The organism is Brevundimonas sp. (genome assembly GCF_013912065.1).
GTDB lineage: Bacteria > Pseudomonadota > Alphaproteobacteria > Caulobacterales > Caulobacteraceae > Brevundimonas.
The window spans coordinates 86848-111817 of the sequence record NZ_JACESA010000003.1 but is presented as its reverse complement, the minus strand read 5'-3'; the positions used below and the strand labels follow the sequence as shown (position 1 = coordinate 111817).

The following is a 24970-nucleotide window of genomic DNA, read 5'->3' as shown; positions in this document are numbered from 1 at the left end:
CCGCCGCACGTCTCCTCCCCGCTTGGCGGGGGTGGAGGGGCTCTGAACGCGACACTGCGTCATCTTGTCGAACCCATCGCTCCGACCCATCTGAAAACAATCCCGAAACCGACCCTTCGCCCGCGACAGGAGCCTCGATGGCGCATGCCGACAGCCTGATACTCACCCTGGTCGGAGGCTTCGTCCTCGCCTTCGTGTTCGGCATGTTGGCCAATCGCCTGAAGCTGTCGCCTCTGGTCGGCTACCTGGTCGCCGGCGTCGCGGTCGGCCCCTATACGGCGGGCTTTGTCGCCGACACCGAACTGGCGCCGCAGTTGGCCGAGATCGGCGTGATCCTGCTGATGTTCGGGGTCGGACTGCATTTCTCGCCCCGGGACCTGATGCAGGTGCGCAGGGTCGCCGTGCCCGGCGCCCTGCTGCAGATCGCCGTCGCCACCGTGCTGGGCTGGGGCCTGGGGCGGCTGGTGCTCGGTCTCGGCGACATCGAGGCCCTGCTGATGGGGTTCGCCCTGTCGGTCGCCTCCACCGTCGTGCTTCTGCGCGCGCTCGAGGAACGCAAACAGGTCAAGGGCGAGGTCGGGCGTATCGCCGTGGGCTGGCTGATCGTCGAGGACATGGTGATCGTCATCGCCCTGGTCATGCTGCCCATGATCATCGTCCCGGCCGGCAGCCAGGCCGATGTCGGCGCCCTGGGCATGAATATCGGCTGGACCCTGATGAAGGTCGCCCTGTTCGTCGCCGGCATGCTGGTCGTCGGCGGCCGCCTGATCCCCTGGCTGCTGATCCGCATCGCCCATACCCGGTCGCGGGAGCTCTTCACCCTGGGGGTCCTGGCCATCGCCCTGGGCATAGCCTGGCTGGCCTATTTCCTGTTCCATTCCTTCGCCCTGGGGGCCTTCCTGGCCGGTCTGGTGATGAACGCCTCGCCGCTGGGGCATAATGCGGCCGAGCGGTCCCTGCCGCTTCGCGACGCCTTCGCCGTCCTGTTCTTCGTCTCGGTCGGCATGTTGTTCGATCCGATGATCCTGGCGCGTCAGCCCTGGGCCGTGCTGGGCGTGCTGGCCATCGTCATCGTCGGCAAGTCGCTGGCCGCCCTGGTCATCGCCCGCGCCTTCAGGCTGGATCGGGCCACCGGCCTGACGGTCGCCGCCTCACTGGCCCAGATCGGCGAGTTCTCCTTCATCCTGGCCGCCCTTGGCGTCAGCCTGGGGGCCATGAGCCGCGAGACCCACGACCTGATCCTGGCGGCCGCCCTGCTGTCGATCTCGCTGAACCCCTTCGTCTTCCTGTTCACCGACCGGATGGGGGGCAGGCCCCGGCCGCCGGCCGCCGGCTCGCCCGAAGCCCGACAGGCGAAGATCGATCACGAGGCCGACATGGCCGGCCCCAATCCGGCGACGGCCTGAATTCCTCGCGTTTCAAACTCCCTCTTGGCCTGAACAGCCGATCGTCGTTAACTGGCCTCATGGACGCAACGACTTCGGCACAGGCTTCCCTTCATTACGGCGACGGCGAATTCGCCGTGCTGAAGCCGGGGCGGTTCGTCCGCTGCGCCGTCACGGACAGGCCTATTCCGTTGGAGGTGCTTCGCTACTGGAGCCCGACCCGGCAGGAGGCCTATTTCAGCCCGATCGAATTCATCGCCCGGATGAAGGAGGGGTGATCCCCGCCCGCCGCGCTCTGTTGCTCGGCGTCGGGGCGACCCTGGCGACGGCGCCCAGGCTCTGGGCCGCCCAGCCCCCCGCCCAATCCGCTGGCGCACGCGGCGGATCGGTCGATCTGGCGCTCAACGGCGCCTGGCGTCAGGGCGGATACGCCTTCGGCCGAACCGCGCCCCGCGCCCTGATCTTCGTCGAGGGCGAGGCCCTGACGACCGCTTCGGCGGACGGTCTGTTCGTCATCGGCTTCGACCGGGACGCCGCCTCCAGCGTCGAGATCGAGGCTCGGCTGGGCGGCCGTTCGACCCGGCGGCGTCTCGATATCGCCGCCCACCAATTCCCCTCGACCCGCGTCGATGGCCTGCCGCCCGCGACCGTCGAACCGAGCGATCCCGATCTGCTTGCCCGCATCCAGCGCGAGGTCGCCCTGAAGACCGAAGCCTTCGCCAGTCGGGCCGACACAGAGGATTTCCGCGACGGCTTCGTCTGGCCGCTGGAGACCTATCGCATCTCCAGCCAGTGGGGCGCCCAGCGGATCCTGAACGGCACGCCGGCCCGTCCCCACTATGGCGTCGACCTGGCCGCTCCCGCCGGGACGGTGATCCGCGCCCCGGCGGACGGCCGCGTCGTCTTCGCTCGGCCGGACATGCATTTCGAAGGCGGCCTGACCCTGATCGATCATGGCCAGGGCCTGATCAGCGCCTATCTGCACCAGTCGCGGCTGGACGTTGCGCCCGGCCGGACCGTCCGTCGCGGCGAGCCCCTGGGCCGGGTCGGCATGACCGGCCGCGCCACCGGCCCGCACCTGTGCTGGCGCCTGAAATGGCGGGACCGCAATCTGGATCCCTCGCTGCTGGTCGGCGCCCATACGCCCCAACGCCTGGCCTGATTTCAAGGCAAAGCTTGCTGACGTACGGACATGTCCCTAAGCCTGCTGAATCGCTCGGCGGGGGCCCCGATGTCACCTCTTCAGTCGCTCAACGTCCTTCTGGTCGACGACAACCAGCATATGCGCGCCATCGCCGCCGCCGTGCTCCATGCCGCCGACATCCGCGAAGTGAACGAGGCGGCCGACGGCGCGGAGGCGTTCGAAATCCTGCGACGGAGGCCCATCGATCTGGCCCTCATCGACTATAATATGTTCCCGATGGACGGCGTCGAGTTCACCCGGCTGGTCCGCAACAGCCCCGACAGCGCCAACATCTATCTGCCCATCATCATGATGACCGGCCACGCGGAGAAGAGCCGCATCTGCGCCGCCCGGGACGCCGGGGTCACCGAATTCCTGGTCAAGCCGATCACCGCCAAGGCCATATTGGACCGGGTCACGGCGGTCATTCTGCGGCCGCGGCCCTTCGTGAAGACCGAGACCTATTGCGGTCCGTGCCGCCGCCGCCGCGACACGGTGGACTACGCCGGTCCGTTCCGACGCGCCATCGACGCCAAACGGTCGTTCAGCGCGGCATAGACCTTGTCGGGCCACCGCCTGTGGACCCAGAACCAGTCTTCGGGAACCTCGCGCACCCGATCCTCGACGAAGCGGTTCACGGCCTGGATTCCCGCCAGCAGGTCGGCGGTCTTGTCTTCGGTCTGGGGGACGGTGATCGGCTCGTGCGCCGTCACCCGGAACCGCACGCCGGGCAGGCGCACCACCGACAGGGGCTGGATCACCGCGCCGAACTTCATCGCCAGCCGCGCGGCGCCGGGCGAGGCGTTGACCGGCTGGCCGAAGAACTCGACCTCCGGCCCCTGATTGTATTTCTGGTCGACCAGCAGGGCGATGGAATCCCCCCGCTTCATCCCGGCCATCAGCTCGCGCGTCCCGTCGCCCTTGGGCGCGAACAGACGGATGCCGTAGCGTTCGCGGCTCTGGCGGATCAGCGCGTCGACATAGGGATTGTTGGCCGCCCGATAGGTCACCTGGCACGGCAGGCCCGAGGCCATGATCACCGCCGCCATTACTTCGAAGTTGGCCAGATGGCCCGAGATCAACACCGCCGCCTTGCCGCTGTCGCGCAGGGCGTGCAGCCGCTCCATCCCGACCACCTCGACCCGTCCCCCCTCGGGCGTCAGCCGGTCCATGACCGCCAGTTCGGCGAAGGTGCGGCCGGTGCGGTCCCACTGCTCCAGCGCCAAAGCCTCGCGTTCCGCGTCGGACATGTCCGGGAAGGCGATCCGCAGATTGCGCATCACCGTCTTCTGGGTGCCCGTCTTGGGACCCAGGGTCCGCAGCAGCCAACCGCCCAGGCCCGAGGCCCGCTCGACGCCCAGGAAACGCAGGAAACCAAACAGCGCCTGGAAGCCGAAAGCCTCCAGGCGCCAGATCAGATCCTGTCTTACGTCGGTCTGCTTACCAGGCAATCGTCAATCCACCGTCCACCACAAGGGTCTGCCCCGTGACATAGGCCGAAGCGGGGCTGCACAGATAGACCGCCGTGCCGGCGATTTCATCCGGCTGGCCGATCCTTTTCAGCGGCGCGGGCTCCGTCACCGTCTTCAGCAGCTCGGGATTCTCCCACAGATATTTGGCGAAGTCGGTCTGGACCAGGCCCGGGGCGATACAGTTGACCCGCACGTTCGACGGTCCCCATTCGACCGCCAGGTTCCGCACCAGCTGCATGTCGGCGGCCTTGGAGATGTTGTAGGCGCCGATCAGGGCGTTGCCGCGCAGGCCGCCGATGGACGAGATCACCAGGATGGCGCCGTCCTTGCGCTCCACCATCTGGGGCGCGACCATCTGGATCAGCCAGTGGTTGGAGATGACGTTGTTCTGAAGGATCTTTTCGAACTGATCGTCGGCGATCCCGCCCATCGGCCCGGCATAGGGATTGGTCGCGGCGTTGCAGACCAGGATGTCGATCCGGCCGAAGGCGGCGTTGGTTTCGTCCACCAGCCGCTGGAGGTCCTCCTTCGAGGCGATATTGGCCGGAACCGCGATGGCGCGGCCCTCGCCGTACCGGTTGTTGATCTCGGCGGCGACCTCGTCGCACGGGCCGGCCTTGCGCGAAGAGATGACCACCTTGGCCCCATGTTCGGCCAACCGCTCGGCGATCGCCTTGCCTATGCCGCGCGACGAGCCGGTGATGATGGCGACCTTGCCGGTCAGATCGAACAGTTCCATTGCGTTTCCCTTGAGTTCCGCCGGGTTATTTGTTCCCCGGCTCTAGCCGAACGACATTGATAGCCTGATACTCAGGCGATTCCATCCGGGAGTGGCCACCGCCAGCCGATGCGTAACCTGACCACGGGCTTTCTGTATTTCGCCTATCTGTTCCTCGGCATGACCGTGGGCGCCTTCCTGTGGCGCGCGGGCCTGGGCGCCGGCGCGGGCGTGGCGGGCGCTCTGGGGGCCATGGGTCTGCTCGGAGCCTTCCACGGCATCGTCACCGGCGTCGCGGCCCGTCGCGCGCTGAAGAAAGAGATCGATCAGGTCCGCGAGGCGCACCGGCTGCTGGCCGATGCGATGGAGTCGACGCAGGGCGCCCTGACGGAGCTGGCCCACGCCATCGAGAGCGGCGCCCTGTCGGACACCGACGCCCTGACCGGCGAGGTGCGGATGCTGGAGACCCTGGTCCAGCAGATGAGCGAAAGCATCGACCACCGGCTGGCGAGCGCGCCGAGCATCGGCGTCGAAACCCTGGAAGGGCGTCGCCAGGCCCAGTCGAACGTCCTGCTGCGCACGATCCACGAGGCGCTGAGCGAGGGCCGGGTCGATCTGTATCTGCAGCCCGTCGTCTCCCTGCCGCAGCGCCGGACCATCTTCTACGAAAGCTTCACCCGTCTGCGGGATTCGACCGACCGGGTCATGATGCCGGCGGAGTATCTGTCGCTGGCCGAGGGCGAGGGGCTGGTGCCGGCCATCGACAATCTGCTGCTGTTCCGCTGCGCCCAGATCGTGCGGCGGCTGGCGCGGCAGGACCGCAAGGTGGGGGTCTTCTGCAATGTGGCCCTGACCTCGCTGGGCGACGAGACCTTCTTCCCGCGCTTCCTGGATTTCCTCAGCGAGAACCGCGACCTGAACCAGGCGCTGATCTTCGAACTGGGCCAGGCCAATTTCGACGCGCGGGGCGCCATCGAGGCGCGCAACATGGCCAAGCTGGCCGACCTGGGCTTCCGCTTCTCGCTGGACAAGGTCCAGACGCTGGACCTCGATTTCGCCGACCTGCAACGCGCGGACGTCAAGTTCATCAAGGTGTCGGCCGACCTGCTGATCGAACAACTGCTGGATCTGGACGGCGGGGCGCCGCTGCGCTCCATGCCCGACATCCAGGCCGCCGACTTCGCCGCCCTGACCCGCCGCTACGGGGTCGAGGTCATCGCCGAGAAGGTCGAGGCCGAACGCCAGATCGTCGACATACTCGAGCTGGATGTCGCCATGGGCCAGGGCCATCTGTTCGGCGAACCCCGCGCCATCAAGGAACAGGTGCTGGCCGAAACCGACCCGCCGGCGGACTTCCTGCGCTCGACCCTGCGCAGCGCCGAGCAGCGGCGCCGGTTCAGCTGACGCGCGGTCTCTTCCCCGCTCTGCGGGGAAGGGGCGAGACGCCTCTTCGGCGACGTGACGGTGGGGTTCTTCACCGCATCACAAGCGGCTGTGCGACGTCCAGAGCCCCTCCACCCCCGCGCGAAGAGGCGCGGCGGTCCCCCTCCCCGCGAAGCGGGGAGGAGACGGTGGGCGGCGGGATCTGTCTCCTCCCCATTCATGGGGAGGTGGCGCGGCGCTTCTTTAGCGCCGTGACGGAGGGGTTCTAAACCGCATCGCCGGGAGGAGACTTTCGTTCGAGACCTCGACCCGCTACTCAGCCCCCATGACCCTCCCCCATGCCCTGCCCCACCTCGGCGCCGTCGCCGGCGATTATGATGTTCTGCTCTGCGACGTCTGGGGGGTGATCCATAACGGGCGCGAGAGCTGGGCGGCGCCGTGCGAGGCGCTGATGCGGTTCAACCGCGAGGGCGGGCATGTGGTGCTGATCTCCAACTCGCCGCGGCCGGCCTCGGACGTGATCGCCCAGCTGGACGGACTGGGCGTGCCGCGCGAAGCGTGGAAGGCCTTCGTCACCTCGGGCGACGCCACCCGCGCCGAACTGGCCAAGCGGGCGCCGGGGCCGGCCTTGTTGCTGGGGCCGGAGCGCGACGCGCCGCTGTACGCCGGGCTGAACCTGGACGTCGCAAGCAACGCCGCCGAGGCCGCCTTCGTCTCGGTCACCGGACTGGTCGATGACGAGGTCGAGACACCCGAGGATTATCGCGACCGGCTGTCGATCGCCGCCTCGCGAGACCTGGAGCTGATCTGCGCCAACCCCGACCGGGTGGTTCAGCGGGGCGACAAGCTGATCTACTGCGGCGGGGCCCTGGCCGACCTCTACGAATCCCTTGGCGGACGCGTGGTCATGGCGGGCAAGCCCTATGCGCCGATCTATGATCTGGCGATCAAGGAGGCCGAAGCCCTGATGGGTCGTCCGGTCGACCGGTCGCGCGTCCTGTGCATCGGCGACGGGGTCGTCACCGACGTCATGGGCGCCAACGCCCAGGCCCTGGACTGCCTGTTCATCGCCCAGGGAATCCATGGGGATCAGGCCAAGGACGCCGACGGGGCGCTGGATCCGGTCCGGGCCGGAGACCTGCTGAAGGCTGAAACAACATATGCGCGATACGCCGCGCTCGAACTGGCCTGGTAAGGCTCGCCATTTTGTCGCACCGCAGCTAAAGCCTGATCCATGGTCGAATTGGTTCAGCAACATCCGTCCGGTGGCTACATCCTGGACGAACTTCACGTCGGCATGGCCGCAGAGAAGATCGTCGTCGCAACGGAGGACCGGATTCGCCTGTTCGCCGAGGCTTCGGACGATTTCAATCCGGTGCATCTGGACGAGGCCTATGCCTCAAAGACCGCCTATCGCGGCCGCATCGCCCATGGCCTGCTCAGCGCCTCGTTCGGGTCCGCAGTCGTCGGCACCATGCTGCCGGGGGCGGGGTCGATCTATATCTCCCAGACCCTGGCCTTCCATCAGCCGGTGCGGATCGACGACGTCGTCCGCATCCTGATCACCGTGGTCGAGGTCGAGCCCGAAAGCGCGCGGGTCAAGCTGAGCTGCGAAGGCTTCGTCAACGAAGTCATGATCATGGACGGGATCGCGGTCGTCCGCGTGCCCCGCCGGCGCAAACCCTCCCAACGCTGATGCAGGTCGTCCGCGACTGGCGCGGCCTGTCCGACGCGCTGAAAGGCGCGGCGGTCGCGGTCGGCGCCTTCGACGGCGTGCACCGGGGGCACCAGGCGGTCATCGCCGGCGCCCGGGACGCCGCCGAACGGCTGGGCGCGCCCCTGGGTGTCGTCAGTTTCGATCCCCACCCGCGCCGCTGGTTCCAGCGGGACGCCGCGCCGTTTCGTCTGATGACGGCGGAGCAGATGGCCGAAGCCCTGGAGCCTCTGGGCGTGGACATCCTGTATCTGCTGCCCTTCGACGGCGAGATGGCCGGCATGACCGACGCCGAGTTCGCGGAACGCGTCCTGTCCGACGGCCTGGGCGTTCGCCACGCGGCGGTCGGTTTCGACTTCACCTTCGGCAAGGGGCGTTCGGGGTCGCCCGAGGCGCTGAAGACCTATGGCGAGCGGCTGGGGTTCACCGTGTCGGTGGCCGAGCGGCTGGATGACGCCGACGGGCTGAAACTGTCGTCCAGCGCCGTGCGCGAGGCCCTGAAGGCCGGCGACATGAGGCGGGCCGCCGCCATTCTGGGTCGTCCCTTCGCCATCCGGGGCGAGGTGATCCACGGCGACAAGCGCGGCCGCACCATCGGCGTGCCGACCGCCAATATCGCCCTGGGCGACTATATGCGCCCGGCCTACGGCGTCTATGCGACGCGCAGCCGGCTGGCGGACGGGCGGATCGTCGACGGCGTGGCCAGCCTTGGCGTTAGGCCCATGTATGCGCTGGAGACGCCGTTGCTGGAGGTCTGGCTGTTCGACTTCGACGGCGACCTGTACGGCCAGACGGTCGAGACGGAATTGGTGGCCTGGCTGCGCGGCGAAGAGCGTTTCGACGGGCTGGACGCCCTGAAGGCCCAGATCGAGGCCGACGCGGCGGCGGCGCGGGCCGTGCTGGCGGGCGCCCGGTAACGAGGGACCGCGCCGGCCGAATTGCACAGCGGAAAAATCAGTGCAATCTGTGCAATTTCCAGTCAAACCATTGTATTTACTGACGGAAATATTCGAGGCGATTTGCACTGTACAAAAGAGTGCAATTTCGGGGGGAAGTTGGACTCCAAAAAAACAGTCCAACGAGCCCAAGTCCGTCCAATCGCGATGTCAAAGACCAGGGACGGATCATAACACCGGCCCGCAGGGCGCCGGGTTGACGGCGGAATTAATATTCAAGCCTCTGAAAAGCCTGCCGTTCGTCGTCGAAATTAGGAGGGCTGGACGATCAAACCGCCCGCAGCTCCGCCGCGAACCGTTTCCAGTTCTGGACATAGTGTTCGGCCGACATCCGCAGCACGGCGATCTGTTCGGGGTCGCGTTCGCGCACCACCTTGCCCGGCTGGCCCACCACCAGACTGTTATCGGGAATGATCTTGCCCTCGGTCAGCAGGGCGTTGGCGCCGATGATGCAGTTCTTGCCGATCTTTACCCCGTTCAGCACCACCGCTCCGATGCCGATCAGGCTGTAGTCCCCGACCTCGCAGCCGTGCAGCATGGCCTTGTGGCCGACGGTGACGCCCCGGCCCAGGGTCAGGGGCGAGCCCATGTCGGTGTGCAGGACGCTGCCGTCCTGGATGTTGGTGTCGGGGCCGATGGTGATCGGCTCGTTGTCGCCGCGCAGCACAGCCCCGAACCATATGCTGGCGTTGGGATGCAGAATCACGTTTCCAATCACCGAGGCGCTCGGCGCCACCCAGTATTCGCCGGCAGGCGGAAACTGCGGTCTGCTGTCGCCCAGTGCGTAAATGGTCATCAGAACGCCGCCTAATCTTCCAAAAATGAGGGCTTTAACCGATTTCTAACCACGATAGCATCTAAGTGTTGATGCGATTCGTGGGTCGCCATTTCGGCCCCGGATCCGAAGCCGGATCAAGCCCGATCCGGTCAATTGTCGGGGCTTCGCTTGGCGCGTTGGGATCCTGGTTCGGTTGTTCGGCGGCGGGTTGATCCCGTTGCGGACGGCCCAGCTGTCGATCCGGGCGGTCGCCATGGCGCGGGCCACGATCCCTTCCTCCCCAAGACCATCCAAGGCGGAACCCGTGCGGGTCCGCCTTTTTTCATGCCCTGGAGGCGTCCATGACCAAGCGTGCGGCAATGAAGCGTCAGTCCCGTGAGAACGGAATTCTGGATTCGCGGGAATTCATCGAGGAGTCGAAAGTGCGTCGGCTCCACGCCCCTCAGAACGAACGGTCGGGCTGGTCGCCCTATCCCAACAACGACGATCGCGAGCAGGGCTATCTCAAGACGCTGAAGCCGAAGTCGGAGGGCCAGACCGAACTGATGGCGGCTATCGACGCGCACAATCTGGTCATGGCGCTGGGCCCGGCAGGCACCGGCAAGACCTATCTGGCCGTCGCCAAGGCGGTCGAGGCGCTGGAGGCCGGCAAGGTCGGCCGCATCGTCCTGAGCCGTCCCGCCGTCGAGGCCGGCGAGTCGATCGGCTTCCTGCCCGGCGACATGGAGGACAAGCTGGCCCCCTATCTGCGCCCGCTGTACGACGCCCTGTCGGACCGGCTGTCGATGAAACGGGTCAAGGCCCTGATGGCCGAGGGCCTGATCGAGATCGCCCCGATCGGCTATATGCGCGGCCGCACGCTGAACAACGCCTTCATCGTCGTCGACGAGGCCCAGAACTGCACCTACGTCCAGCTGAAGATGCTGCTGACCCGGCTGGGCTGGCATTCGACCATGGTGGTCACCGGCGACCCGCAACAGTCCGACCTGCTGCCGGGCATATCGGGCCTGTCCGACATCTCGGCGCGGCTGGAGGCGATCGACGATATCGCCGTGGTGCGTCTGGCCGAACGCGACATCGTCCGTCACCCGCTGGTGGCCTCGATGATCGGGGTGCTCTGAACCTCTCGCCTGTCTCCGGGCGTTTGTGATGCGGTTGAGAGCCCCTCCGTCACGACGCTGAAGAAGCGCCGCGCCACCTCTCCACGAGGTGGGGAGGAGACCAGTCGTCGTACGTCTCCTCCCCGCTTCGCGGGGAGGAGACCGCCGCGCATATTCGCGCGGTGGTGGAGGGGTTCTGGATGTCCCACGGGCATTTGGGATGCGGTTTAGAACCCCTCCGTCACGGCGCGAAGGCGCGCCGCGCCACCTCCCCGCCAAGCGGGGAGGAGACGGGTCTGCAGATTGCGTCGCTCCTGACACACGACAGGGTCTCGAACGGATCACGACGGCCTTGGAACTCGAGCGCGGCCGGGGCAGACGCCGCGCCGATCCAGTGACACCGCGACCAGACCCCCGCCCCCTATGAAATAAGATGTGAACCGTCAGGCCGGGCGAACACCGTTCAATCGTGTCCAATTCGTGTTGTGAACGCTCTCAATCCATGCTTTACCTCCTCCTGTAAGAGGCCGAAGAGCCTCAATCCAGGGAGCGGAAGGGTCGCCGACCTCATCGGTCGGAGAACCAGGCGTCGAGGGCGCCACCCGCAAACATGATCGAAGGGCCTGTTTCGGCAGGATGGATGTCGGCTGTTTGTCGCCATCTTCGGTTGTGTGCGCCGTCTCCCGAACTTTCGTCGTGACGGCGGTCGCCGTTGCTCCGGATCAGGTTTTGGGGGCGGTTTTTTGAATTCTCGTAAGTGTTTGCTGATCAGTCGTTTCGCCTTGGCCCTGGCCGTAGGCGTCGCGCCCGTTTCCGTCGTCGCCCAATCCCAGGACCCGTCGGTTGTCGCCAGCACGAGCGCGGCCGAGGCCCGCGCCGACGCCCTGCTGGCGCGGATGACGCGCGACGAGAAGCTGCAGCTGATCCACGGCTATTTCCCGCCCTTCGCCGAGCGCACCCCCGGCGCGCCGGTCGCCGACATGATCCCCTCGGCCGGCCATATCCCCGGCATTCCGCGCCTGGGCATTCCGAACCTGCGCGAGAGCGACGCCAGCCTGGGCGTCGCCAACCAGGTCGAGCAGCGCAAGGGCGACGTCGCCACCGCCCTGCCGTCCAGCCTGGCCACAGCCGCCACCTTCGATCCCGAGATCGCCTATGCCGGCGGGGCCATGATCGGGTCCGAGGCGCGGGCCAAGACCTTCAACATCCTGCTGGCCGGCGGCGTGAATCTGACGCGCGATCCGTGGGCGGGACGGAATTTCGAATATCTGGGCGAGGACCCGCTGCTGGCCGGCGTCATGGCCGGGGAGCATATCCGGGGCGTCCAGTCCAACCAGATCGTCTCGACCATCAAGCATTTCGCCTTCAACTCGCAAGAGACCGGGCGGATGATCATGGACGCGCGGCTGGGCGAGGCCGCCTTGCGCGAGAGCGACCTGCTGGCCTTCCAGATCGCCATCGAGCGGGGGAACCCCGGCTCGGTCATGTGCGCCTACAACAAGGTCAACGGCGACTGGGCCTGCGAGAACGACTTCCTGCTGAACCAGGTGCTGAAGCGCGACTGGGGCTATGACGGCTGGGTCATGTCGGACTGGGGCGCCGTCCATTCGACGGAAAAGGCCGCCCTGGCCGGGCTGGACCAGGCGTCCGGTCAGGAACTGGACCGCGCCCTCTATTTCGACGCGCCGTTCCGCGAGGCCCTGGAGGCCGGTCGCATCCCGCAGGCGCGGCTGGACGACATGGTGCGCCGCCTGCTGGTCGGCCTGATCGAGAACGGCGTGCTGGATGCACCGGTGGTGACGACCGAACAGCCGATCGACTACGCCGCGAACGCCGAAGTCGCCCAGCGCGCGGCCGAGGCGGGGATCGTCCTGCTGAAGAACGAGGGCGGGGTCCTGCCGCTGGCCAGGTCCGCCAAGCGGATCGTGCTGATCGGCGGCCATGCCGATGTCGGCGTCCTGTCGGGCGGCGGCTCGTCCCAGGTGCGGTCCGTCGGCGGGGCGCCGGTCGAGATTCCGCTGACCTCGGGGGCGGCGGCCTCGTTCGCGCGGATGACCTGGCATGCGTCGTCGCCGCTGAACGCGATCCGCGCCGTCGCGCCGGACGCGACCGTGACCTATGTCGACGGTAAGGACCCTGAAGCGGCCGCCGCGGCGGCGCGGGCGGCGGACATCGCCGTGGTCTTCGCCACCCAGTGGACCACCGAGGCCCAGGATGTCGAAACCCTGGCCCTGCCCGACGATCAGGACGCCCTGATCGCCGCCGTCGCCGGCGCCAACGCCAAGACGGTGGTGGTGCTGGAGACCGGCGGCCCCGTGCTGATGCCGTGGCTGGAGAAGACCCCGGCCGTCGTTCAGGCCTGGTATCCCGGCCAGCGCGGCGGCGAGGCCATCGCCCGCATCCTGTTCGGCGAGGTCAATCCGTCGGGCCGCCTGCCCATCACCTTCCCCGCCTCGGCCGACCAGGCGCCGCGCCCGACCGTGCCGGGCCTGGCCGCGCTGCAGGCCGTGGACGCGGCAGCCGCCTCCAACCCCGGCGCGCCCCAGGGGGCCGAACTGCAGCCCTTCCCCGTCGACTATCCCGAGGGGTCCGACGTCGGCTACCGCTGGTACCAGCGCGAGGGTCACACGCCTCTGTTCCCGTTCGGTCACGGCCTCAGCTACACCAGCTTCGCCTATTCGAACCTGGCGGTTTCGAGCGCCGACGGCCTGAGCGTCAGCCTGGACGTCACCAATACCGGCGACCGCGCCGGCGCCGAGGTTCCGCAGCTCTATGTCGCCTCGGCCGATCATCCGAAACGCCTGGCCGGCTTCACGCGCCTGACCCTGGCTCCGGGCGAGACGCGCCGCGTCGTCCTGACGGCCGAGCCGCGCATCCTGGCCGATTACGACACGAGCCTGCCCGGCTGGCGGATCGCACCGGGCGACTATCGCATCACCGTCGCCCGCGACGCCGCAGACGCGGGGTTGAGCGCGAACGCCACGCTTTCAGGGTCGACCATCAAGCCTTGAACCAATGCCGCACAACAAAACGCGGCGCCAAAGAGGAGGGAAAACGAGATGAGAATTTATAAGAGGCCCATGATGGCCGCCCTGCTGGCGAGTTCGGCGCTCGTCGCGCCGGCCTACGCCCAGACGGCAGAACAGGCGCCGATCCCGGCGCCCCAGGACCCGGCCGAGATCGGCGAAATCGTCGTCACCGGCATCCGGGCGTCGCAGACGCAGTCGATCAACGTCAAGCGCAACGAGACCGCCATCGTCGACGCCATTTCGGCGGAAGACATCGGCAAACTGCCTGACGTCACAGTCGCCGACGCCCTGCAACGCATCGCCGGCATTCAGATCCGCCGCACCGCCGGTGAAGGTTCGACCGTCAACATCCGCGGCCTGCCGCAGGTCGTCACCCTGCTGAACGGCGAACAGTATCTGAGCCCCGGCAGCCTGGGCAGCGCCCAGCCGAACCTGAACGACGTTCCGTCGCAGCTGATGAACTCGATCGTCGTCTTCAAGTCGCAGGACGTGTCGAACGCCCAGTCCGGCATCTCGGGCACGATCGACCTGCGTACGCGCCGGCCGATGGACTTCAGCTACGGCACGACCGTCGCAGGCGCCGCCGAATATCAGACCGGCGAACGCACCCGTCAGGACGATTATCTGATCAACGGCCTGCTGAACTGGCGCGGCGATCGTATGGGCGTGATGGTCTCGGGCGTGCTCAGCGAGTCGAACCTGGGCAACAACTACGCCGGCACGGCCGGCAGCCTGTTCGGCAGCAACGACTGGGGTGGTTCAGGCAACGCCTGGCTAGCGCCGCACGGCTATGAAATGTTCAATCGCGTTGTGGAGCGCGAGCGGATCGGCCTGAACGGCGCATTCCAGTTCGACATCGAGGACGGCATCCGCCTGACGGCCGAAGTCTTCTACACCAAGCAGGACGAGTACAACCGCGCCGCAGGCCTGAACGTCTCCAACCGCTGGAGCGGCCTGGGCTGGACCACGCCGACCGAGTTCACCGACACGGGCCTGGGTTGGCTGGACGTCGAGGAATACGACCTGGACGCCTGGTGGGTGAACTCCTTCACCGTCAACCGCGTCACCAACAACGAGTCCAAGAACTTCAACCTGGAGCTGGACTACGACAAGGGCGGCCCCTTCACCTTCAACGCGCGCGCGATCAAGGCTGACGCCTCCCTGCTGAGCATGAACGGCCAGGTTCAAGGCGACCTGTCGAACTGGCAGTACAACCCTGACCGCGCCTTCACCCTGTTCCGCCAGGGCGGAGACCGCACGCGCGGCACCTTCTACCCCGCCTCCATCGCCGCCATGTACCCCGCCTCGCAGTACTCGAACGGCGTGGTCGGCAGCCAGGGCGGCCGCTACATCAATCCGAACCCGCTGGGTTACGGGGCGGATCCCCAACTGCACATCGACGTCGGCGGCTCCAAACTGGCCTGGAGCGGCTTCGAGAACAATGTCGTCGGCGGTCTCGGCAATGTGCCGCTGAGCCAGTATATGTCGAACCTCGACTCCTACACGGTCGGCGCCTATTCCTCGGAAGGCAACCAGCGCAATAACTCGGACCTGACCGTCGTCCGCTTCGACGGTTCGTACGAGTTCCAGGAGGCCCCGGCCTTTGGCTTCCTGACCCGCGTCGACGCCGGCGTTCGCCACAGCGCCCGTGAGGTGGAGATCACCAACTTCCACCTGTTCTCGGACTTCTACGCGGGACAGGGCGCTGGCAACCCGGCCGGCTGCTCGGCCCAGTGGAAGGCCATCGACGTCGTGATGGACAATCCGCAGTGCCAGGCGGGCGAGTATGTGCCCAACCCCAGCTTCAATCCTGCGCTTGCCGTCGACGCGACGCCCAACAGCTGTACCGCAGGCACGGTGGCGAACACGCCAACCTGCTTCCAGGGCTATACGGTCAACCGTCCGACGCTGCTGCGTGAGAACAACAACACCTACTTCCTGACCGACTTCGGCTCGGTCGCCTCGGGCATTCCTGGGGTTTGGGTGGCGGATCCGCGCGACTTCGACGATCCCCGCGCCTTCCAGCAGCGGGTGTTCGGCAACGCCTATGACGTGATCATTCCCGGCAACTCGTATGACGTCGACCTCTATGAGGACAGCGCCTATGTGAACGGGGCGATCGAGTTCGGCCAACTGCACGGCGACGTCGGCGTGCGTATGGTCCGTACCGAGCTGCGCGTTCGTCAGAACCAGACCGGCGACGTGCGCGCCTATGGCGACACCAACAACGACATCGGCGACACCCTCTCCAGCCGCAGCTACACGGACTGGCTGCCGTCGGTGAACCTGGCTTATGATTTCAACGAGAAGCTGCGTCTGCGGGCCGCCTACGCCAAGACCATGATCCCGCTTGATCTTGGCAACTACGGCGGCGGCGTCACCGTCTCGACTGCCGACTCGCTTGGCCCGACCCCCGAGGATCCCACCGCTCCGCCGGTCGGCATCCGTCGTGTGACCGGCGCCACTCTGGCCGGCAGCCCGGACCTGGATCCGTGGCGTTCGGACAACTTCGACCTGGCCCTCGAATATTACTACGGCCCGGCGACGCTGTTCAACATTGCCGCCTTCCGGCTGAATATCGACAGCTTCATCAGCCGTGGCACCGTGACCTGCGGCGCCGAATATCCCGATGGCGACGGCGTCATCCGCCGCTGCGTCGATATCAACCGTCCGATCCAGGGCGATGGCGGCCAGCTTCAGGGTGTCGAAATCGGCGCGAAGATCGGCTTGTCTGACTTCATCGACACGCCGATCTGGTCCGACTTCGGCTTCGACGGCAGCTATACCTATTCGGACAGCTCCTCGAACTCGACGGCGCTCAACGGAGACGAACTGCCGTTCCAGGACAACTCGGAACACTCGCTGAACGCCGCCGTCTGGTACCAGGGCGACAAGCTGCAAGCCCGCGTCGCCTGGAACTATCGTACGCCCCGTCTGAGCAGCACCTTCGGTTCCATCCCCGTCTACCAGGACACGTCTCAGTACGTGGACGTGAACGTGACCTACGATGTCAATGAGATGATCACGGTCTACGCCAACGGCTCCAACGTCCTGGGCGAAATCGAGGAATACTACCTCGAGTTCGAGCCTGGCGCGGAACAGTTCCAAAGCCGCAACGAGTTCGAGCCGCGTTACACCATCGGCGTTCGCGCTCGCTTCTGATTTCTTCCTGAGCAGACTGGCCGGCGACATTCGTGTCGCCGGCCTTCTTTTTTTCGCGTATCCGGATCAGGCCATGGACGAGATCGACGATCCTCGCATTCGTTCCGTCGTCATCGTCGGCGGGGGCACCGCCGGCTGGATGACGGCCGCCGCCCTGGTCCAGCATTTCCGCACGACCCCGCTGAAGATCACCGTCGTCGAGTCATCCGACATCGGCACGATCGGCGTGGGCGAGGCGACCATTCCCACCATCCGCCGCTTCTATGCCCAGCTGGGTCTGCGCGACGAGGCGGTGATGCGCGCCACCCAGGCGACCTGCAAACTGGGCATCCGTTTTCTCGACTGGTCCGGGCAGGGCTCGGACTTCATCCATCCCTTCGGCCTGTACGGGCAGGAGGTGAAGGGGATCGGTTTTCAACACTACTGGCTGAAGCAGCGCGGCGCGGGAGACGCGACGCCGCTGGCGGCCTATTCGCTGGGCGCCTCGCTGGCGGCCGGCGGCAAATTCACCCTGCCCTCGCCCAATCCCCCGTCGCAGCTGTCGGTTTTCGACTGGGCCCTGCATCTGGACGCCGGCCTGTTCGCCCAACACCTGCGCGCCTATGCCGAGGCCGGGGGCTGCGCCCGGATCGACGCCCGCATCCGGGGGGTCGAACTGAGGCCCGAGGACGGTTTCGTTCGCGCCCTGACGCTGGAGGACGGGCGCGAAGTCGAGGGGGATCTGTTCGTCGACTGCTCGGGCTTCAAGGGGCTGGTGATCGGCGAGGCTCTGGGGGTCGGGTTCGAGGACTGGGGGCGCTGGCTGGCCTGCGACGCCGCCTATGCGGTGCAGAGCGCGAACCGGCCCGAAGACGCGCCCGCCCCCTTCACCCGCGTCACCGCGCGGTCGGCCGGATGGCAATGGGGCATTCCGCTGCGCCACCGGGCCGGCAACGGCCTGGTCTTCTCCAGCGCCCATCTGAGTGACGATCAGGCCCTGGCCGAGTTGACGCCCAACCTGCTGGGCGAGCCGCTGACGGAGCCGCGCCGCATTGGGTTCCGTCCGGGCCGCCGGACCCAGGCCTGGGCCAGGAATTGTGTCGCCATCGGCCTGTCGGCCGGTTTCCTGGAGCCGCTGGAGAGCACCAGCATCGCCCTGATCGAGACCGGGATCGAGCGGCTGAAGTCGCTGTTCCCCGACCGCCGCTTCGCCCAGCCGATCATCGACGAATACAACGACCAGTCGGCGCGCGAGATGGAGCGGACGCGCGATTTCATCATCCTGCACTACAAGCTGAACGGCCGGACCGACACCGACTTCTGGCGCGACTGCCGCGAAATGGCGATCCCCGAGACGCTGGAGCGCAAGATCGCCCTGTGGACCGCGCGCGGCCAGTTCGTCCGCTATCGATGGGAGATGTTCCACCCGGCCAGCTGGCTGGCCATCTATGACGGCTTCGGCCTGTATCCGGACCACTACGACCCGGCGGTGGACGCCATGGACCCCGCCTATCTGGCGCGCAGCCTGACCGAGATGCGCGACAATATCGCCGACCTGGTCGCCCGCACGCCCGACCACGCCCAATTCCTGGCGGGGCTCGATCCCGCCGCCTCCGCCGCATGAGATCCGACATGGACCAGCCCCGCCGCCCCCTGAAGAAGATCTGCATCGTCGGCGGGGGGACAGCCGGTTGGGTCGCCGCCGCCCTGATGGCTGAACATTTCAAGGGGCGGATGGCCGAGATCGAACTGGTCGAATCCGACGACATCGGCACGATCGGGGTCGGGGAATCCACCGTGCCGCCCTTCCTGGAGCTGCTGACCAAGCTGGGGATCGACGAACGCGACTTCATCCAGAAGACCCAGGCCAGCTTCAAGCTGGGCATCCAGTTCGAGGACTGGACGGAAAAGGGCGAGACCTATTTCCACCCGTTCGGCGCCATCGGGGTTCCGGTCGACGTCAGCGACTTCTATCCGGTCTGGCTGAAGGCGCGGATGAACGGTTATGACCGGCCGCTGATGGACTTCGCCGCTGCGGCCCAGATGGCGGCCCAGGGGCGATTCATGCTGCCGTTCAAAGCCCAGCGCACCCCGATCGGCGGCGCCGTCTACGCCGTCCATGTCGATGCGAAACGGGTGGCCCGCTATCTGCGCGACTACGCCGAGGCGCGGGGCGTCAAACGCACCGAGGGGATCGTCGAGGACGTGGCCGTGCGCCCGGACGGCTTCGTCAGCGGCCTGAAGCTGAAGAGCGGAAAGACGGTCGAGGCGGACTTCTTCATCGACTGTTCCGGCTTCCGCGCCCTGGTGATCGGCAAGGCCCTGGGCGTCGGCTACACGGACTGGTCCGAATGGCTGATGTGCGATCGGGCCATCGCGGTCCAGACCGAGAATGTCGGCCCGCCGACACCCTATACGCTGGCCCAGGCCCAGGACTGCGGCTGGCGCTGGCGGATTCCGTTGCAGCACCGGACCGGCAACGGCCATGTCTTCTCCAGCCGGCACATGAGCGACGACGAGGCCACGGCGACCCTGATGGCCCAGGTCGAGGGCCGGCCGGTGGTCGATCCGATGGTGGTGCCGTTCAAGACCGGGGTGCGCGAGAAGATCTGGGACAAGAACGTCCTGTCCCTGGGCCTGGCCAGCGGCTTCATCGAACCGCTGGAATCGACCGCCATCCACCTGATCTATCGCGGCATGGACTTCTTCTTCCGGCTGCTGCCCGACCTCGACTGCGACCCGAACCTGGTCGACGAATACAATCGCCGGATAACGGTCGATTACGAGGAGATCCGGGACTTCATCATCCTGCACTACGCCCTGACGCGACGGGACGACACGGCCTTCTGGCGGGCTTGCCGCGACATGGTCCTGCCCCAGGGATTGCAGCACAAGATCGACGTGTTCCGCGCCAACGGCAGCCTGGTGGAGGCGCTGGACCCGTTGTTCCGCAATGTCAGTTGGTACGCCGTCATGGACGGGATGGGTGTGAAGCCGCGTTCCTATCCGCCGCTGGTGGACCGGATCGACTTCAACGGACTGACCACCGAGATGGACCGGGCCGCAGATATATTGAAGGCCTTCGTCGCCGACCTGCCGACGCATCAGGCCTTCATCGACGCCCACTGTCCGGCGCCGCCCGTCGAACTGCCCGCCGCCCGCGCCGTGCCGGCCTGAGACCGACGCGCTTGCCTCGGCACGGTCAAGCCTGACAGAATGGCGCCGGGGATAAAGGACGAGAGTTTGCGCCGCGCCGTAACCATCAAACACGTCGCCGCCGAGGCGGGCGTTTCGCTGCAGACGGTGTCTCGCGTCATCAACAACGAGCCCAATGTCCGCCCGGTGGTGCAGGACCGGGTGCGGGCGGCCGTGGCCAAGCTGGGCTATGTGCCCAGTCTGGCGGCGCGTCGGATGGGCGGTTCGCGGTCCTATCTGCTGATGGCCCTGAACGACCGCGAGCGGACCATCGAGGGCTGGAAGTCCGGCGAGGGCACCGACTGGGTCGACCAGATGCTGATGGGCGGCATGCTGAAATGCGAGGCCCACGGCTATCGGATGATCTTCGAACTGGTCGACACACATCTGGACCATGTCGATGCGGCGGTGCGCGGCGCCATCGCGGCCCTGCACCCCGACGGCGTGATCCTGACGCCGCCGCACAGCGAGAATCCGGCCGTCACCGGCCTGCTCAGCCAGCTGGGCCTGCCCTTCGCCCGCATCGCCTCGATCGCCGAGGGCGACGGATTCGCGGTGTCGATGGACGACGCCGCCGCCGCCGCCTTCGCGACCGACCATCTGCTGACCCTGGGCCATACCCGCATCGGCTTCATCACCGGCAGCGAGGAATACGCGGTCAGCGGCGCGCGTCTGAAAGGCTATCGCCAGGCGATGACGGCGTCCGCGCTCGGTCTGGACGAAGGCCTGATCGCCGAGGGAGACTTTTCCTACGAGTCCGGCGTCAGGGCCATGGAAGCTCTGCTGGCCCTGCCGTCGCCGCCGACCGCCGTGCTGGCCAGCAACGACAGGATGGCCCACGCCGCCCTGCGCACGGCCCAGGCGCGCGGCCTGACGGTTCCCGCCGACCTCTCGGTCATCAGTTTCGACAACACGCCACTGGCCCGTTTCGCCGACATGACCGCCGTCATCCAGCCGATCGCCGAGATGAGCGCCGTGGCGGCCGAACTGCTGATCCGCTTCAAGAGCGGAGACGCCGACCTGCCTCGACAAAGCATGGTCGATTTCGGTTTCGCGCCCAGGGGCTCGACCGCCGCGCCGAGGCTCTAGACCGCGCCTCTATCCCGCTCCGCCGCATGCCAGCGCCAGGCGGTGCGGACGATGTCGTCCAGCGTCCGGGTCGGCGCCCAGCCCAGCACTTCGCGCGCCCGGTTGTTGTCCGCCACCAGGCAGGGGGCGTCGCCGGGGCGGCGCGGCGTGGTCTCGACCGGGAAGGGCTGGTTGGTGGTGCGGCGGATGGTGTCGATTAGTTCCTTGACCGTCGTGCCCGTGCCGGTGCCCAGGTTAAAGACGGTCGTCTCGCCGCCCTGCAGCAGATAGTTCAGCGCCCGCACATGGGCGTCGGCTAAATCCATCACATGGATGTAGTCGCGCACCGCCGTGCCGTCGCGGGTGTCGTAATCGTCGCCGAACAGCTTGAACCCCTGGCGCTGACCCAGGGCGGTCTGCAGGGCCAGGGGGATGGCGTGGGTCTCCGGGTAATGACGCTCGCCGATCCGGCCCTCCTCGTCGGCGCCGGCGGCGTTGAAATAACGCAGGCAGACCGAGCGGAAGCCGACATAGGCCGAATAGTCGGCCAGGGCCTGTTCGACCATCAGCTTGGAGCGGCCATAGGGGTTCAGCGGCGCCTGGGGATGGGTCTCGTCCATCGGCAGCCGCACCGGATCGCCATAGGTGGCGCAGGTCGAGGAAAAGACCATGACCTCGATCCCGCCGCGCCGCGCCGCCTCGATCAGGGTGATCGCCCCGGCGACATTGTTCTCATAGAAGCGGCCCGGCTCCTTGACCGATTCCCCGACCTCGATCAGGGCGGCGAAATGCAGGACCGCGACGGGTTTGTGCCTGGCGATGACCGCGTCCAGGCGTGCGCCGTCGCGGATGTCGCCGGTCTCCAACTCGCCCCACTGCACGAAGGCGGCGTGACCGTTCGACAGATTGTCGTAGACGACGGGCGTAAAGCCCGCCTGCGACAGGGCCAGACAGACGTGCGACCCGACGTAGCCCGCCCCTCCGGCGACCAGGACCGTACTGCTCATTGCGCATCCCCTATGGACCATGTCGGGGCGAGGACCGGCTCCATATCTCCAGTCCTAGCGCTTTCGTGGCGCCCTGCAACCAGGACCCGTGGCGTCTATCGTAAAAGCGCCGGCTGCAACCTAGATGCGGTTGTCTGGCGAAGGCGCATTCATGGACGTCAGCGAGACGCCGGCCCCCGCCTTCAGTGAAAGGAAAAGCACGGACAAGGAACGATAGTCTCTGAATTGATGCCCGAACGTCACGCCTCCGCATCGACATCGTCGCCTCTGCGACATCGCCAACGGCTAGTCGTCGCCGACACTGCCAAGTTGGGGACTAGGGGATTAAGATGGCGAACGAACTGAAGGCGCGGCTGATGGCCGCGGCGGCGCTTACTGGCGTCATGGCCCTGGCCCAGGGCGCGCAAGCCCAGGATGCAGGTCCGGCCGCGCTCGAAGAAATCATCGTCACGGCCCAGTTGCGCGAACAGAGGACCATCGAGGTTCCGTTCGCCCTGACCGCCTATTCCGGCGATTTCCTCGAGGACCTGGGCATCCAGGAGTTCGAGCAGCTGTCGGCCTTCGTGCCCGGCTTCCTGGTTCAGAACCAGTCGCCCAACAACCCCGGCTTCGTGATGCGCGGCATCACCTCCGACTCGGGCGCCGCGACGGCCGAGGCGCGCGTCTCGGTGTTCCAGGACGGCGTGTCGATCTCCAAGTCGCGCGGCTCCTATGTCGAACTGTTCGATCTGGAGCGCGTGGAAATCGCCAAGGGGCCCCAGTCGACCCTGTACGGTCGCGGCGCCCTGATCGGCGCGGTCAATCTGGTCCAGAATCGCGCCCGGCCCGGCGAGACGGAAGCCTACGCCAACATCGAGGCGGGCAATGAAGACTATCGGATGGTCGAAGGCGCGCTGAACCTGCCGGTCGGCGAAACGGCCGGCCTGCGCGTGGCCACCCGCCTGAAGACCCGCGGCGGTTCAGTCGAGAACCTGCTGGGCGGCGAAGACTATAACTCGATCGAGACCAAGGCCGTGCGTCTGTCCGGCGCCTGGGAGCCGTCGGACGCCATGCGGTTCGACGTCATCGGCAACTATCAGAACGACAACGCCTCGGGCACATCGTTCAAGTCGATCGCCTATGAGCCGGCCGATCCCAACACCGGCGCGGTCCTGGGCGGCAAGGAGCCCTGGGAAGGCGCGGCCCTGACGCCGGGCGCCGACTTCGACGGCGGCAAGTCGCTGGGTCTGGATCGAGAAGTCTGGGGCGTGACCGGCCTGGGCCGGTTCAACCTGAACGCCGCCTGGACCCTGAACTCGACCACCGCCTACCGCGAGTTCGACAACTACGAGACCTTCGACGCCGACGGCGTCTCGCTGCCGATCCTGACCGCCGCCGAAGACACCCACGGCGAACAGTGGAGCCAGGACCTGCGTCTGGGCTTCGACAACGGCGGGCGTCTGACCGGCTTCGTCGGCGGCGGCTGGTTCCACGAGGAAGGCTATCAGCGCACGCCGACCCAGTTCGATGAACGCCTGGCCCTGGCGCAACTGGCCGGCCTGCTGGACGGATCGCCGCTGGGCGTCGGCGACAATACCCTGCCGCTGGCGGTCTATCCGACCGTGGCGAGGGGCGCTCTGGCCGCTCTGCTGACGCCGCTGGGCGCCGGCGCCTTGGCTACCCCCATCGCCGCCAATCTGGACTCGAACCACATCGAGACCCCGATCAACAGCTCGGAACTGGATTCGTACGACGTCTTCGCCGACGCGACCTACGCCTTCACCGACCGGTTCGAAATGTCGGCGGGCGTGCGCTACACCCGCGATGAGAAGACGACCGGCTATGCGAGTTCGGTCGAGAGCCGCTCGGCTCTGGGCGCCCTGCTGGCGATCCAGGCCGGCGCGGTTCCGGCGGCTCAGATCCCCGCCTTCCTGGCGGCCATGGCCAACCCGGCCTTCGCCAACCTGCCGGCCAGCGCCTTCCCGCTGTTCGGCCTGACCGCCCAGCCGACCGCCAACAACGGCGACTTCTCCTACTATGACTCCGAGGACGACGGCGTCACCTGGCGCGTCACGGCCCGCTACGCCCTGACGGACGACACCAATGTGTATGCCAACTATGCGCGGGGCCGCCGTCCCGAAGTGATCAGCGCCTCGGGCCCGTCCGCGCCGGGCGGCGCGGCGCGCTTCACGCCCGTCGATGCGGAAACGGTCGACAGCTACGAAGTCGGCGCCAAGTCGGCGCTGTTGGACGGCCGGCTGCGGGTCGACGGCGCGGTCTTCATGTACAACTACGAAAACTTCCAGACCACGGTCCAGGAGGGCACCCAGTTCATCACGACGAACGCCGGCGAGGCCAAGTCGTACGGCTTCGAGGGCCAGGCCAACTTCGCCGTAGCCCCGATGTTCGACCTGTTCGCCACCTACGCCTACAACCACTCGCGTTTCGAGAACGGCATCTACGACGGCAACCAGTTCCGCCTGTCGCCGGACAACGCCGCCTCGATCGGCGCGACCTGGCGTCTGCCCGTGGCGGGCGGCGAGATCGAGGTTCAGCCGACCTACACCTGGCAGTCGAAGGTCTTCTTCAGCGACGACAACGACATCCCGGCCCTGCAGACCCAGAACTTCGTCGCGGATCTGATCCAGGACGAATACCAGGACTCCTACGGCCTGATGAACCTGCGCGTTCGCTACACGCCGGAAGCGGGCGGCTGGGGCGTCGAGGCCTTCGGCGAGAACATCCTCGACGAGGAATATATCAAGGACGCCGGCAACACCGGCGACGCCCTGGGCATGCCGACCTTCATCGCCGGTCGTCCGGCGGCGTATGGCCTGGTGTTCAAGCTGAAGCTCTAAGGAT

At 66.9% G+C, this 24970-nt stretch carries 19 protein-coding genes; 15 read left to right on the top strand and 4 right to left on the bottom strand.

Annotated elements, in window-relative coordinates; all coding sequences use genetic code 11:
* Positions 1 to 137 precede the first annotated feature (137 nt).
* The 4 genes from H2037_RS03820 (at position 138) to H2037_RS03805 (ending at position 3126) form a co-directional block, all read left to right on the top strand.
* Positions 138 to 1406, top strand: coding sequence for a cation:proton antiporter (locus H2037_RS03820; protein WP_292117924.1), 1269 nt, complete (start codon positions 138 to 140; stop codon positions 1404 to 1406).
* A gap of 59 nt (positions 1407 to 1465) precedes the next feature.
* The gene (locus H2037_RS03815; RefSeq protein ID WP_292117921.1) at positions 1466 to 1663 is read left to right on the top strand and encodes a DUF2093 domain-containing protein; all 198 of its coding nucleotides are present in this window, start codon (positions 1466 to 1468) and stop codon (positions 1661 to 1663) included.
* The gene (locus H2037_RS03810) at positions 1660 to 2547 is read left to right on the top strand and encodes a M23 family metallopeptidase (RefSeq protein WP_365833015.1); all 888 of its coding nucleotides are present in this window, start codon (positions 1660 to 1662) and stop codon (positions 2545 to 2547) included. Before H2037_RS03815 ends, H2037_RS03810 begins: the two co-directional genes overlap by 4 nt.
* A gap of 69 nt (positions 2548 to 2616) precedes the next feature.
* A complete protein-coding gene (locus tag H2037_RS03805; RefSeq protein WP_292117918.1) occupies positions 2617 to 3126 on the top strand; it encodes a response regulator in 510 nt (169 codons plus the stop codon).
* Here H2037_RS03805 and H2037_RS03800 read toward each other — a convergent pair.
* Positions 3069 to 4019 (bottom strand): lipid A biosynthesis acyltransferase, encoded by a 951-nt coding sequence (locus H2037_RS03800; RefSeq protein ID WP_292117915.1) that lies wholly within the window; start codon positions 4017 to 4019, stop codon positions 3069 to 3071. The genes H2037_RS03805 and H2037_RS03800 overlap by 58 nt on opposite strands.
* Positions 4009 to 4779: an SDR family oxidoreductase gene (locus H2037_RS03795; RefSeq protein ID WP_292117912.1), complete on the bottom strand. Its 771-nt coding sequence runs from the start codon at positions 4777 to 4779 to the stop codon at positions 4009 to 4011. Before H2037_RS03795 ends, H2037_RS03800 begins: the two co-directional genes overlap by 11 nt.
* Before the next feature lie 108 nt (positions 4780 to 4887).
* Between H2037_RS03795 and H2037_RS03790 the strand changes: the two genes are divergently transcribed.
* The 4 genes from H2037_RS03790 to H2037_RS03775 all read left to right on the top strand — a co-directional run bounded on the left by H2037_RS03790 (position 4888) and on the right by H2037_RS03775 (position 8772).
* On the top strand, positions 4888 to 6162 hold the full coding sequence (locus H2037_RS03790; protein WP_292117909.1) for an EAL domain-containing protein: 1275 nt from the start codon (positions 4888 to 4890) through the stop codon (positions 6160 to 6162).
* Between the two features lie 304 nt (positions 6163 to 6466).
* Positions 6467 to 7336 (top strand): TIGR01459 family HAD-type hydrolase, encoded by an 870-nt coding sequence (locus H2037_RS03785; protein ID WP_292117905.1) that lies wholly within the window; start codon positions 6467 to 6469, stop codon positions 7334 to 7336.
* A gap of 39 nt (positions 7337 to 7375) precedes the next feature.
* Positions 7376 to 7837, top strand: coding sequence for a MaoC family dehydratase (locus H2037_RS03780; protein WP_292117902.1), 462 nt, complete (start codon positions 7376 to 7378; stop codon positions 7835 to 7837).
* Positions 7837 to 8772: a bifunctional riboflavin kinase/FAD synthetase gene (locus tag H2037_RS03775; protein ID WP_292117900.1), complete on the top strand. Its 936-nt coding sequence runs from the start codon at positions 7837 to 7839 to the stop codon at positions 8770 to 8772. Before H2037_RS03780 ends, H2037_RS03775 begins: the two co-directional genes overlap by 1 nt.
* Positions 8773 to 9079: 307 nt before the next feature.
* Here the strand turns inward: H2037_RS03775 and H2037_RS03770 are convergent, their stop codons facing one another.
* Entirely contained in the window at positions 9080 to 9607 is a 528-nt protein-coding gene (locus tag H2037_RS03770; protein WP_292117898.1) for a gamma carbonic anhydrase family protein, read from the bottom strand.
* Positions 9608 to 9930: 323 nt separating this feature from the next.
* Between H2037_RS03770 and H2037_RS03765 the strand changes: the two genes are divergently transcribed.
* The 6 genes from H2037_RS03765 to H2037_RS03740 all read left to right on the top strand — a co-directional run bounded on the left by H2037_RS03765 (position 9931) and on the right by H2037_RS03740 (position 21143).
* A complete protein-coding gene (locus H2037_RS03765; protein ID WP_292117896.1) occupies positions 9931 to 10710 on the top strand; it encodes a PhoH family protein in 780 nt (259 codons plus the stop codon).
* Between the two features lie 875 nt (positions 10711 to 11585).
* Positions 11586 to 13700, top strand: a complete 2115-nt coding sequence (locus tag H2037_RS03760; protein WP_292118208.1) for a glycoside hydrolase family 3 protein — start codon at positions 11586 to 11588, stop codon at positions 13698 to 13700.
* A 69-nt stretch (positions 13701 to 13769) separates the two neighbouring features.
* A complete protein-coding gene (locus H2037_RS03755; RefSeq protein WP_292117893.1) occupies positions 13770 to 16880 on the top strand; it encodes a TonB-dependent receptor in 3111 nt (1036 codons plus the stop codon).
* 73 nt (positions 16881 to 16953) lie between these two features.
* Entirely contained in the window at positions 16954 to 18483 is a 1530-nt protein-coding gene (locus H2037_RS03750; protein WP_292117890.1) for a tryptophan halogenase family protein, read from the top strand.
* 8 nt (positions 18484 to 18491) lie between these two features.
* Positions 18492 to 20036 (top strand): tryptophan halogenase family protein, encoded by a 1545-nt coding sequence (locus H2037_RS03745; RefSeq protein WP_292117887.1) that lies wholly within the window; start codon positions 18492 to 18494, stop codon positions 20034 to 20036.
* Between the two features lie 66 nt (positions 20037 to 20102).
* Entirely contained in the window at positions 20103 to 21143 is a 1041-nt protein-coding gene (locus H2037_RS03740; RefSeq protein WP_292117885.1) for a LacI family DNA-binding transcriptional regulator, read from the top strand.
* On the opposite strand, the gene galE is transcribed toward H2037_RS03740, so the two are convergent.
* On the bottom strand, positions 21140 to 22129 hold the full coding sequence (gene galE, locus H2037_RS03735; protein WP_292117883.1) for a UDP-glucose 4-epimerase GalE: 990 nt from the start codon (positions 22127 to 22129) through the stop codon (positions 21140 to 21142). The genes H2037_RS03740 and galE overlap by 4 nt on opposite strands.
* Before the next feature lie 329 nt (positions 22130 to 22458).
* Here galE and H2037_RS03730 point away from each other — a divergent pair, with 329 nt between their 5' ends.
* Positions 22459 to 24966: a TonB-dependent receptor gene (locus H2037_RS03730; protein ID WP_292117880.1), complete on the top strand. Its 2508-nt coding sequence runs from the start codon at positions 22459 to 22461 to the stop codon at positions 24964 to 24966.
* Positions 24967 to 24970: the final 4 nt, after the last annotated feature.

What these genes read in the sequence shown, in the direction of transcription:
- H2037_RS03820 (WP_292117924.1), top strand. Translation starts at nt 138, where the DNA reads ATGGCGCATGCCGACAGCCTGATACTCACCCTGGTCGGAGGCTTCGTC.
- H2037_RS03760 (WP_292118208.1), top strand. Translation starts at nt 11,586, where the DNA reads ATGACGCGCGACGAGAAGCTGCAGCTGATCCACGGCTATTTCCCGCCC.
- H2037_RS03785 (WP_292117905.1), top strand. Translation starts at nt 6,467, where the DNA reads ATGACCCTCCCCCATGCCCTGCCCCACCTCGGCGCCGTCGCCGGCGAT.
- H2037_RS03750 (WP_292117890.1), top strand. Translation starts at nt 16,954, where the DNA reads ATGGACGAGATCGACGATCCTCGCATTCGTTCCGTCGTCATCGTCGGC.
- H2037_RS03805 (WP_292117918.1), top strand. Translation starts at nt 2,617, where the DNA reads ATGTCACCTCTTCAGTCGCTCAACGTCCTTCTGGTCGACGACAACCAG.
- H2037_RS03780 (WP_292117902.1), top strand. Translation starts at nt 7,376, where the DNA reads ATGGTCGAATTGGTTCAGCAACATCCGTCCGGTGGCTACATCCTGGAC.
- H2037_RS03730 (WP_292117880.1), top strand. Translation starts at nt 22,459, where the DNA reads ATGGCGAACGAACTGAAGGCGCGGCTGATGGCCGCGGCGGCGCTTACT.
- H2037_RS03795 (WP_292117912.1), bottom strand. Translation starts at nt 4,779, where the DNA reads ATGGAACTGTTCGATCTGACCGGCAAGGTCGCCATCATCACCGGCTCG.
- H2037_RS03745 (WP_292117887.1), top strand. Translation starts at nt 18,492, where the DNA reads ATGGACCAGCCCCGCCGCCCCCTGAAGAAGATCTGCATCGTCGGCGGG.
- H2037_RS03775 (WP_292117900.1), top strand. Translation starts at nt 7,837, where the DNA reads ATGCAGGTCGTCCGCGACTGGCGCGGCCTGTCCGACGCGCTGAAAGGC.
- H2037_RS03770 (WP_292117898.1), bottom strand. Translation starts at nt 9,607, where the DNA reads ATGACCATTTACGCACTGGGCGACAGCAGACCGCAGTTTCCGCCTGCC.
- H2037_RS03815 (WP_292117921.1), top strand. Translation starts at nt 1,466, where the DNA reads ATGGACGCAACGACTTCGGCACAGGCTTCCCTTCATTACGGCGACGGC.
- galE (WP_292117883.1), bottom strand. Translation starts at nt 22,129, where the DNA reads ATGAGCAGTACGGTCCTGGTCGCCGGAGGGGCGGGCTACGTCGGGTCG.
- H2037_RS03790 (WP_292117909.1), top strand. Translation starts at nt 4,888, where the DNA reads ATGCGTAACCTGACCACGGGCTTTCTGTATTTCGCCTATCTGTTCCTC.
- H2037_RS03765 (WP_292117896.1), top strand. Translation starts at nt 9,931, where the DNA reads ATGACCAAGCGTGCGGCAATGAAGCGTCAGTCCCGTGAGAACGGAATT.
- H2037_RS03755 (WP_292117893.1), top strand. Translation starts at nt 13,770, where the DNA reads ATGATGGCCGCCCTGCTGGCGAGTTCGGCGCTCGTCGCGCCGGCCTAC.